Here is a 10,686-nt window from a genome sequence, read left to right as displayed (position 1 = left end):
TCTCGGCCGTGTGCCTCAGGGCGCGCGGGCGGGTGGTCAGCGGGGCGGGAGCAGGCCGACGCGGTCGTACGCACGGGCGAGGGTGGCATCGGCAACGGATGCCGCCCGCGCGGCGTTGACGGCCAGCAGGCGGTCGAGCTCGGCCGGGTCGTCGAGCAGCTCGATCACCCGGGCGCGGATCGGACCGAAGGTACCTGTGACGACCTCGGCGAGGCCCTTCTTGAGGTCCCCGTAGCCGCGGCCGGCGTATTCGTCCTCGAGGGACTGGACCGTGCGCCCGGCCATGGTCGAGTAGATCGTGAGCAGGTTGGCCACGCCGGGCTTGTTCTCCCGGTCGAAGACCACGCCGCCATCGGCATCCGTCACCGCGCGCATGATCTTCTTGGCGGTGACCGAGGGCTCATCGAGCACCCAGATCACGCCGGCGTGCGACTCTGCCGACTTCGACATCTTCGACAGCGGGTTCTGCAGGTCGTAGATCTTGGCGGTCTCCTTCTGGATGGAGGCCTCCGGCACCACGAACGTGTCGCCGAATCGCGCGTTGAACCGCGCCGCGATGTCGCGGGTCAGCTCGACGTGCTGGCGCTGGTCCTCGCCGACGGGAACGACGACCGTGTCGTAGAGCAGGATGTCCGCGGCCATCAGGATCGGGTACGCGAACAGTCCGACCGTGGTGCCGTCGGAACCCTGCTTGGCAGACTTGTCCTTGAACTGGGTCATCCGGCTGGCCTCGCCGAAACCGGTGATGGTGTTCAGCACCCAGGCGAGCTGCGCGTGCGCGGCAACGTGCGACTGCACGTAGAGCGTCGAGGCGTCGGGGTCGATCCCGCTCGCGATGTACTGCGCCGCGGTGCGGCGGGTGTTCTCCCGCAGCTTGGCCGGGTCCTGCGCGACGGTGATCGCGTGCAGGTCGACGATCGAGAAGAACGCGTCATGCGTCTCCTGCAGCGACTTCCAGTTCAGCAGGGCGCCGATGTAGTTGCCGATCTGCAGCGATTCGGCCGACGGCTGCATGCCGGAGTAGAGACGGGGCTTGTCCATGATTCAGATCTTTCGTAGCGTGTGGCCGCGGGCCGGAGCCGGAGGCGTGAAATGGGTCAGAGCGCGTAGTCGACGACGACGGGGGAGTGGTCCGACCAGCGCCGGTCGTAGGCATCCGCGCGGTCGACCGTGTAGTCGACGACGGATGCCGCCAGGAGCGGGGTCGCGAGCTGGTAGTCCAGTCGCCAACCGGTATCCGTGTCGAAGGCCTTGCCGCGCTGCGACCACCACGTGTACGGCCCCTCCACCTCACCGGCCCACTTGCGGCCGACGTCGACCCAGCCGAGACCGGCGCCGGCGTTGTAGCCGGCTTCGTCCTCCGCGCCGAGGATGCGGTCGAAGTACGCCCGCTCCTCCGGCAGGAACCCGGCGTGCTTGCGGTTGCCGCGCCAGTTCTTAATGTCGAGGGTGCGGTGCCCGACGTTGAGGTCGCCGAGCACGACCGCGCGTTCACTGTGCGCCGCGAGCTCGGGCAGCCGAGCGAGCATCGCATCGAGGAACTTGTACTTCTCGACCTGCTTCGGGGTGTCGGTCTCGCCGGAGTGCACGTAGGTGCTCACGACGGTCACGATCGTGCCGTTCACCTCGTAGTCGGCCTCGAGCCAGCGCCCGGCGCTGTCGAAGTCCTCCGCGCCGAGTTCGACCCGGTGAATGGATGCCGTCGACCGGCTCGCGAGGGCGACCCCGGCCCGTCCCTTGGCCGTCGCGGCATCGTGGAGAATGCTCCACTCCGGCCCGAGCAGGCCTTCGAGGTCCTCGGTCGAAGCGCGGACCTCCTGGATGGCGAGGATGTCGACGTCCCGTCCGGCCAGCCAGTCGCCCATCCCCTTACGGTAAGCAGCGCGCACCCCGTTGACGTTGATCGAGGCGATGCGAAGCGGCTGGGCAGACGGCGTTGAAGCTGCAGGCGTAGACGGCATGAACCAAGTCTAGGTCGGCGGGGCGAAGGGGGCTGCGCGCTTCTCGGCGGCGCGCAGCCGGCGAGCGGATGCCCAGCGCCGGCCCCAGGAGGACGCCTCGTGGGCCGCCCTGGCATCCCGCAGCTCCGCGAGCGCGGCGATCCGCCGCGCCTCGAGCTCGCGGGCTTCCGCCGCCGCCGCGGCCTCGTCCGGGTTCACCGGCTGCGGCGGGATGCCCGCGTCCTGCATCCCGACCGAGATCCAGGAGGCGGTGAGGAGGATCACCGTGTTCATGAAGTTGAACCAGATCAGCAGCCCGATCACGACGGCGAAGGTCGCGAGCAAGGGGTTCTTGCCCGCCCCACCGAGGAGGGCGCCGCCGAGCACCTTGAGCCCGCCGAGCGCGACCCCGCCGAGCAGGGAGCCGGACACGAGCTTCCGGAACGGGATGTGCACCCGGCTCAGCACCCGGAACAGCACGGCGAGTGTGACGGTGTCGATGAGGAGCACGACGAGCAGCCCGATCGTGCGCGCCCCCACGATGAACCCGAGCGAGTCCCGCGAGACGCCGAGGAAGCCGAGGATGCCGCCGAGGGCCTCCGTGCTCGCGAGGGAGATCAGCGCGGAGACGATGAGCGCGAGCCCGAAGCCCGCACCGAGGCCGAGCTCCCTGAGCTTGACGAGCAGGAAGAAGGTGCCGTCGCGCGGCATCCCGAAGATGCTGCGCACGGCCTGCGCGGTCGTCGAGAGCCAGCCGAGGGTCGTGCCGATCAGGCCGACGAGGGCGATCGCACCGGTCCAGGTCAGCGCCCCCGGGCTCGCGAGCTGGGTCGGGTCGATCACTCCACCCTTGCCGATCAACCCGGGGATGGACTGGTTGATCAGGGAGTACAGCTGGTCGAGGAGCGCCGGGTTCGAGGTCAGCCAGAGCCCGGCGATCGAGAAGCCCACCCAGACCGCCGCGAAGATCGCGAAAATAGCCTGGTAGGTCATGCCCCCGGCGAGGATCGCACCGCTGCTTTCCCCGAAGTGCGTGAATGCACGCACGGGCCGCCACTGCATGATGCGCTTGGACAGGGTCGTCAGTCGGTTCACGAATGCGGGCGGCTTCACCGCATAAGCCTAACGATTTCCGCAAACGCCCACGAATACCCCCAGTTCGGGGGCGCAATCACTCGTGAGACTCCCTCACCTCTTGCGCCCGACCGCCCGGATCTGCGACGATCCGAGAGTCCACCCGTCCAGACCGGTCATCCGACACCCGAAGCGGATGTCCCGGCCGGGCCCGATCGCCTCGCTCCGGCGCGGCGCTCCCGGGTCCAGAACGGCTCGTTCGGCACTGTCCGAGCCGGGTCGATCTGGCTCGTGGACTGAGCGACGGTCACTCGACCCGGCCAGCCGCCGGCTCGCGCGACCAGCCGGTGGCGACGAAACCCGAGTCGGCGCCACCGGCTACTCCGGATGAGATTCGTGCGTGTGAGACTCCTGCGCTCAGGCCTTGCCGCGCAGGATCGCCTGCTTGACCTCGGCGATCGCCTGCGTCACCTGGATGCCGCGCGGGCACGCCTCCGAGCAGTTGAAGGTCGTCCGGCAGCGCCAGACGCCCTCCCGGTCGTTCAGGATGTCGAGGCGAACGGCTGCGTTCTCGTCGCGTGAGTCGAAGATGAAGCGGTGCGCGTTCACGATCGCGGCCGGGCCGAAGTACTGCCCGTCCGTCCAGAACACCGGGCAGCTCGAGGTGCACGCCGCGCAGAGGATGCACTTCGTGGTGTCGTCGAAACGCTCGCGCTGGGCGACGGTCTGGATGCGCTCCTTGCCGCCGACGGGCGCGGTGTTGGACACCAGGAACGGCTGAACGGCCCGGAACGATTCGAAGAACGGCTCCATGTCGACGATGAGGTCCTTCTCGAGCGGAAGTCCCTTGATCGCCTCCACGTAGACCGGCTTGGTGATGTCGAGGTCCTTGATCAGCGTCTTGCAGGCCAGGCGGTTGCGGCCGTTGATGCGCATCGCATCAGAGCCGCAGATACCGTGCGCGCAGGAACGCCGGAACGACAGGGAGCCGTCCTGCTCCCACTTGATCTTGTGCAATGCGTCGAGCACCCGGTCGGTCGGGTACATCTGCACGTCGAAGTCTTCCCAGTGCGGCTCGTCGTCGACCTCCGGGTTGAAGCGTCGGATGATGAGCGTGACGGTGAAGGACTGAATCTCCTCGGGCACGACCGGGGCGTCTGCGAATGCGGTGCTCACTCAGTACTTCCTTTCCATCGGCTGGTAGCGCGTGATGGTGACTGGCTTCCAGTCCAGCGCAATGTGGTCTGCGGCATCCGCTGAGAGCGGGTCACCGGTGAGGTACGCCATCGTGTGCACGAGGTAGTTCACGTCGTCGCGCAGGGGGTAGTCGTCGCGCATGTGGCCGCCGCGGCTTTCCTTGCGGTTGCGGGCGGAGTACACGACGACCTCGGCGAGGTCGAGCAGGAAGCCGAGTTCGACGGCCTCGAGCAGGTCGGTGTTGAACCGGCGGCCCTTGTCCTGCACGCCGATGTTCTTGTACCGGTTGCGCAGCGAGTGGATCACCTCGGTGACCTCGGAGAGCGACTCGTCGGTGCGGAAGACCTGCGCCTTCGCATCCATCGTCTCCTGCAGTTCCTTGCGCAGCACGGCGATGCGCTCTGTCCCTGTCGACGAGCGGATGCCCTCGAGCAGTTCGCGCACCGTCCCGGCCGGGTCATCGGGCAGCGGGGTGAACTCCGCGGTCTTCACGTAGGCGACGGCGTTGTTGCCCGCGCGCTTGCCGAAGACGTTGATGTCCAGGAGCGAGTTGGTGCCGAGCCGGTTCGAGCCGTGCACCGAGACGCACGCGCACTCGCCGGCGGCGTAGAGGCCGGGAACGACGGTGGTGTTGTTGCGCAGCACCTCGGCGTTGACGTTGGTCGGGATGCCGCCCATGGCGTAGTGCGCCGTCGGCATCACGGGCACCGGTTCGGTGACCGGGTCGACGCCGAGGTAGGTGCGGGCGAACTCGGTGATGTCCGGCAGTTTGGTCTCGAGCACTTCGGCGCCCAGGTGGGTGCAGTCCAGGTACAGGTAGTCCTTGTTCGGTCCGGCGCCGCGGCCCTCCGCGACCTCCTTGACCATGCAGCGCGCGATGATGTCGCGCGGGGCGAGGTCCTTGATCGTCGGGGCGTACCGCTCCATGAAGCGCTCGCCTGAGGCGTTGCGCAGGATCGCGCCCTCACCACGGGCTCCCTCGGTGAGGAGGATGCCGAGGCCGGCGAGGCCGGTCGGGTGGAACTGGAAGAACTCCATGTCCTCGAGCGGAAGGCCCTGGCGCCAGATGATGCCGACGCCGTCACCGGTGAGGGTGTGCGCGTTCGAGGTGGTCTTGTAGATCTTGCCGAAGCCGCCGGTCGCGAAGATGAAGGCCTTGCCCTGGAAGACGTGCAGTTCGCCGCTCGACAGGTCGAGTGCGACGACGGCGGACGGCTGGTCGACACCGTCGACCGGGGTCATCACGAGGTCGAGCACGTAGTACTCGTTGAAGAAGTTGATGCCGCGCTTGACGCAGTTCTGGTACAGGGTCTGCAGGATCATGTGGCCGGTGCGGTCGGCGGCGTAGCAGGCGCGGCGCACGGGCGCCTTGCCGTGGTCGCTCGTGTGGCCGCCGAAGCGGCGCTGGTCGATCTTGCCCTCCGGGGTGCGGTTGAAGGGCAGGCCCATGTTCTCGAGGTCGATGACCGCGTCGATGGCCTCCTTCGCGAGGATCTCAGCCGCGTCCTGGTCGACGAGGTAGTCGCCGCCCTTGACGGTGTCGAAGGTGTGCCACTCCCAGTTGTCTTCCTCGACATTGGCGAGCGCTGCGGCCATGCCGCCCTGGGCGGCTCCCGTGTGCGAACGGGTCGGGTAGAGCTTGGAGATGACCGCGGTGCTTGCCCCTGGTCCGGCCTCGATGGCTGCGCGCATCCCTGCGCCGCCTGCTCCCACGATCACGATGTCGAACTTGTGGTAGTGCACGCCGTCGATCACGGTGGATTCGGTCGGTGCGGTGTTTGATACATCCGTCATGTGCTGGTGTGAGCTCCTAGATGGCCGGGCAGAACGTGGGAAGAAGGTCGGCGGGCGAACCGGCCGGGCAGGGGTCGAAGGTGAAGACCACGAGCGTGCCGAGCACGATCAGGATCACGACGGCGGCGAGGATGGCCCACTTGAAGATGCCGCGGGTGACCCGCTGGGTCGCGTAGTCGTTCACGATCGTGCGCATGCCGTTGCCGCCGTGGATCAGGGCGAGCCAGAGCATCGCCACGTCCCACCACTGCCAGAACGGGCTCGCGAGCTTGCCGGCGACGAAGCCGAAGTTGAGGGCGTCGACGCCCTTGCCGATCATCAGGTTCACGAAGAGGTGACCGAAGATGAGCACGATGAGCACGACGCCGGAGCCGCGCATGTAGATCCAGCCCCATTTTTCCCAGTTGGTGCCGCGCTTGCCCGTCGGGCGCGCGTATGGGCTCCTGGGGGAGTCGAGTGTGGTTGCCATGGCTGCTCCTCCTAGTGACTGAAGACGTTCATGAGGTGGCGGGGGGCGAAGCCCAGCATCGTGACGACCCAGAGGCCGATGACGACGTAGAACATCACCTTCTGGTACTTCGCGCTCCAGAAGTCGATCAGGATGATCCGGATCCCGTTGAACGCGTGGAACACGATCGCCGCGACGAGCGCCGTCTCGCCGAGACCCATGATCGGCGTCTGGTAAGTCGAGATGACCGCGTTGTACGCCTCGGGGCTCACGCGCACGAGCGCCGTGTCCAGAATGTGGACCAGCAGAAAGAAGAAGATCGCAACACCGGTGATCCGGTGGAGGACCCACGACCACATACCCTCGCGGCCCCGGTACAGGGTTCCTGCGGGGCGGCGTGACGTGGTCTTCTGCTGGGATGTCAATGTCCGTGCCGATTGCTGAGGCATGACCAACCTTCCCTGGCTGAATGAGCGGCCTCGAATAGTGCAGGCCGGCACTGCGCTGGTGCGCGTGCAACCATCCTAAGTGTCTCTAGGCCGAGATATTATCCGCGAGGGCCCTCAGCGCTGCATTGACAGCGGAACCGCCGTCATCACGCGGATGGCGGCACGTTCGTCGATGACTTTGTCGTAGTAACCGACAAGGGTTTCACAGACGTTCTCCCACGAGCGGCCGAGCACCGCCCTCCTGCCGGATTCGCCCATCCGCAGCCGGAGCGGCGCGTCATCCACGAGCCGCGTGACACAGCGCCGCAGATCGCGTTCGTCGTCTGGAGTGAAGAGGAATCCGTTGTCGCCGTGCGCGACGAGGTCGATCGGGCCGCCGGCGTGCGGGGCGACGACGGGGAGCCCAGCCGCGTGCGCCTCCTGGATCGTCTGGCCGAAGGTCTCTTCGGTCCCGGCGTGCACGAAGACGTCGAACGCGGCGTAAGCGTCGGCGAGGGCGGACCCGGAGAGCCGGCCGAGCCACGTCACCGGCACGCCGGCGAGTTCGCGCTGGATGAGCGGCACGGACGGCCCGTCGCCGACGAGGGCGACACGGATGCCCGGAACGCCCCTGAGGGCACGGAACCGTTCGACCTGTTTCTCCGGCGCCATCCGGCCGACGTAGCCGACCACGACCTCACCGTTCGGGGACAGGCGCTTGCGCAGCTCGGCGACGGCCGGTTCGCTCCTCCGGTTCGGGTGGTAGCCGACGAGGTCGACGCCGCGCGTCCACCGGGCGAGCCTGCGCACGCCGACCCGTTCGAGGTCCGCCATCGAGGCAGAGGAGGGCACGAGGGTGAGGTCGGCGCCGTCGTGGATCCACTTGACGAGGCGCCAGGCGACCTTCGTCGCCTGGCCGAGCCGGTTGCGCCTGGCGTAACCGGCGACATCCGTCTGGAAGATCGCGACGCTCGGGATGTCGAGGCGGTTCGCCGACGCGATGCCTTGGGCGCCGAGGAGGAACGGGGAGGCCGCGTGCACGACGTCCGGGCCGAAATCGGCGAGCAGGCGCTGCACGTGCGGGCTCGGCATCCCGACAGGGAACTGGCGGTAGGAGACGGCGGGGACGCTGAACACCGGGAAACCCGCGTATTCGGAAGGAGCACCGGCGGGGGCGATGACGATCGCCTCGTGCCCGGTGCGCTGCAGGTGCTCGAGCACCTTGCAGACGCTCGTGGTGACCCCACTGACCGTGGGGAGGAAACTTTCACTGACGACAGCAACCCGCATGTTTCGAGCGTATGCACCCCTCGAAACAAGCACGTGAATACCCGGAACCACTGCGTGAATACCCGGTGAACAGCCCCCCGGCGGCCTGTAGTCTGGCCGAATGACCCAGGCACCTGACCCACTCGAGCGCTTCTACAGCGTGATCCCCGCCGGCGGCATCGGATCCCGCCTGTGGCCGCTCTCCCGCGCGGACGCGCCGAAGTTCCTGCACGACCTCACCGGGTCAGGCCAGACCCTGCTCAGGGACACCTGGGACCGGCTGGCCCCCCTCGCCGGCGACCAGCGCATCATGGTCGTCACCGGTCGCGCGCACCGCGCCGCCGTCGAGGCGCAGCTGCCGGAGCTCGCCGACCTCAATGTCGTGCTCGAGAGCGAGCCGCGCGAGTCGACGGCGGCCATCGGCCTCGCCGCCGCCATCCTCGAGAAACGCGAACCCGGCGTCATCATCGGGTCCTTCGCGGCCGACCACGTCATCAAGGGCGCCATCCTGTTCCGCCAGACCATCGTCGAGGCCGTCGCGGCAGCGGATGCCGGGTACATCGTCGCGATCGGCATCCGGCCGACGGAGCCCGCGATCGGATTCGGCTACATCAAGACGGCCGCGCCGCTCGATATCCCGGGGGCGCCGAACGCGCAGTCCGTCGACTCCTTCGTCGAGAAGCCCGACCTCGCGACGGCGGAGGCGTACGTCGCGAGCGGCCACTACCTCTGGAACGCGGGAATGTTCATCGCCAGGGCCGATCGCCTGCTCGAAGAGATCGGCGCTGCGGAGCCCGAGCTGCTCGCCGGGCTCCTCGAGCTCGCCGATGCCTGGGACACCCCGCGTCGCGGCGCCGTCGTCGACAAGGTCTGGCCGAAGCTCAAGAAGATCGCCATCGACTACACCGTCGCGGAGCCGGTCGCGGCCCGCGGCCAGCTCGCCGTCATCCCCGGCCAGTTCGACTGGGACGACGTCGGCGACTTCGCGTCGATCGCCAAGATCCACGCGAACGGGCGGAAGCGCGACCTGGCGATCCTCGGTGAGGGCGCACGCGTTCTCGCGGACTCGTCGAGCGGAATCGTCGTGAGCCACACCGGCCGGATGATCGCGCTGATCGGCGTCGAGGACATCGTCGTCATCGACACGCCGGACGCTCTGCTCGTGACGACGAGCGCGAATGCGCAGAAAGTGAAGGCCGTCGTCGACGCCCTCAAGCTCTCCGGGAGCAGCGACGTGTTGTAGCCGACACCGTCTGAATCGTTTGTGCCGGTCTCCGGCTAATTGTGCACGGATTTGTTTCGTACAGGTAGCGGGTTGATAACGCTTAGCGCACCTATCGAGTTTGCTCAACTGAGCAGTGAAACATTGGGTAACCTGATTGCACACAGCCCCGTCGAACCCGCGCCGGGCCAGCAATGGAGGTCATCTTGACAATCACCAAACGAAGGGCCGTTTTCAGCGGACTCGCCACCCTGGGCGCCGTAGCCCTGCTCGCCGGTTGTGCGGCGGCGCCGAGCACCGGCGGCGCCACGTCGACCGCTGCGGTCACCGACTTCACCCCCTGCATCGTTTCCGACGCCGGCGGCTTCGACGACAAGTCCTTCAACCAGTCGAGCTTCGACGGAATGACCCAGGCAGCGGATGCCCTCGGCGTCAAGTTCAAGCAGGCGGAGTCCAAGACGACCGACCAGTACGCGGGCAACGTCAGCAGCATGGTCGACCAGAACTGCAACTTCATCCTCACGGTCGGCTTCGCGCTCGCGAACACCACCCGCGACGCGGCCAAGGCCAGCCCCACGACCGACTTCGCCATCATCGACTCCGCACTGTCGAATGACGACTTCAGCCCCCTTGCCCTCGACAACGTCAAGCCGGTGCTCTACGACACCGCCCAGGCCGCCTTCCTCGCCGGTTACCTCGCTGCGGGCACCACCAAGACCGGCATCGTCGGCACCTACGGCGGCAAGCAGTTCCCATCCGTGACGATCTTCATGGACGGCTTCGCCGATGGCGTGACGTACTACAACACCCAGAAGTCGAAGTCCGTCAAGCTCCTCGGCTGGGACAAGGCCGCCCAGGCCGGAACCTTCGCCGGCAGCTTCGACGACATCAACCAGGGCAAGGCGCTCAGCACCAACCTGATCGACCAGGGCGCCGACATCATCCTTCCGGTTGCCGGACCGCTCTTCCAGGGCACCGCGCAGGCCATCCAGGACTCCGGCAAGGACGTTGCCATCGTCGGCGTCGACAGCGACCTCTACGCGACCGCACCGGCCACGAAGGCGCTCTACCTCACCTCGATCATGAAGCAGATGGCGGATGCGACCAAGGCGATCGTCGTTGACGCGGCGAACGGCAAGTTCAGCGCGACCCCGTACATCGGCACCCTCGAGAACAAGGGCGTCGACATCGCGCCCCTGCACGACTGGGAATCCAAGGTCGACCCCGCGCTCGTGAAGGAGGTCGACGCGATCAAGGCCGACATCATCAGCGGCAAGCTCACGGTCACGTCGCCGTCCACCCCGAAGTAACACA

The 10,686-nt window shown here is 67.3% G+C and carries 10 protein-coding genes; 2 read left to right on the top strand and 8 right to left on the bottom strand.

Annotated elements, in window-relative coordinates:
• Positions 1-36: 36 nt before the first annotated feature.
• The 8 genes from trpS to QN357_RS00340 all read right to left on the bottom strand — a co-directional run bounded on the left by trpS (position 37) and on the right by QN357_RS00340 (position 8,171).
• The gene (trpS, locus tag QN357_RS00375) at positions 37-1,041 is read right to left on the bottom strand and encodes a tryptophan--tRNA ligase (protein ID WP_322189420.1); all 1,005 of its coding nucleotides are present in this window, start codon (positions 1,039-1,041) and stop codon (positions 37-39) included.
• A gap of 56 nt (positions 1,042-1,097) precedes the next feature.
• Positions 1,098-1,961, bottom strand: a complete 864-nt coding sequence (locus tag QN357_RS00370; protein ID WP_322189421.1) for an exodeoxyribonuclease III — start codon at positions 1,959-1,961, stop codon at positions 1,098-1,100.
• 9 nt (positions 1,962-1,970) lie between these two features.
• Positions 1,971-3,053 (bottom strand): YihY/virulence factor BrkB family protein, encoded by a 1,083-nt coding sequence (locus QN357_RS00365; RefSeq protein WP_322136429.1) that lies wholly within the window; start codon positions 3,051-3,053, stop codon positions 1,971-1,973.
• 378 nt (positions 3,054-3,431) lie between these two features.
• On the bottom strand, positions 3,432-4,190 hold the full coding sequence (locus QN357_RS00360) for a succinate dehydrogenase iron-sulfur subunit (RefSeq protein ID WP_134449415.1): 759 nt from the start codon (positions 4,188-4,190) through the stop codon (positions 3,432-3,434).
• Positions 4,191-6,005, bottom strand: a complete 1,815-nt coding sequence (sdhA, locus tag QN357_RS00355; protein WP_322189422.1) for a succinate dehydrogenase flavoprotein subunit — start codon at positions 6,003-6,005, stop codon at positions 4,191-4,193.
• A 16-nt stretch (positions 6,006-6,021) separates the two neighbouring features.
• Positions 6,022-6,474, bottom strand: coding sequence for a succinate dehydrogenase hydrophobic membrane anchor subunit (locus QN357_RS00350; protein ID WP_322189423.1), 453 nt, complete (start codon positions 6,472-6,474; stop codon positions 6,022-6,024).
• Between the two features lie 11 nt (positions 6,475-6,485).
• Positions 6,486-6,902, bottom strand: coding sequence for a succinate dehydrogenase, cytochrome b556 subunit (gene sdhC / locus QN357_RS00345; protein WP_134449412.1), 417 nt, complete (start codon positions 6,900-6,902; stop codon positions 6,486-6,488).
• 114 nt (positions 6,903-7,016) lie between these two features.
• Positions 7,017-8,171: a glycosyltransferase family 1 protein gene (locus tag QN357_RS00340; protein WP_322189424.1), complete on the bottom strand. Its 1,155-nt coding sequence runs from the start codon at positions 8,169-8,171 to the stop codon at positions 7,017-7,019.
• 100 nt (positions 8,172-8,271) lie between these two features.
• Between QN357_RS00340 and QN357_RS00335 the strand changes: the two genes are divergently transcribed.
• Positions 8,272-9,393, top strand: coding sequence for a mannose-1-phosphate guanylyltransferase (locus QN357_RS00335; RefSeq protein ID WP_322189425.1), 1,122 nt, complete (start codon positions 8,272-8,274; stop codon positions 9,391-9,393).
• 185 nt (positions 9,394-9,578) lie between these two features.
• On the top strand, positions 9,579-10,682 hold the full coding sequence (locus QN357_RS00330) for a BMP family ABC transporter substrate-binding protein (RefSeq protein ID WP_322189426.1): 1,104 nt from the start codon (positions 9,579-9,581) through the stop codon (positions 10,680-10,682).
• Positions 10,683-10,686: the final 4 nt, after the last annotated feature.

The sequence above is a fragment of the Cryobacterium sp. RTC2.1 genome, assembly GCF_035018685.1.
GTDB classification, from domain to species: domain Bacteria; phylum Actinomycetota; class Actinomycetes; order Actinomycetales; family Microbacteriaceae; genus Cryobacterium; species Cryobacterium glucosi.
Note: the sequence above shows the minus strand (reverse complement) of the source record. Positions and strands in the feature narration are given on the sequence as shown.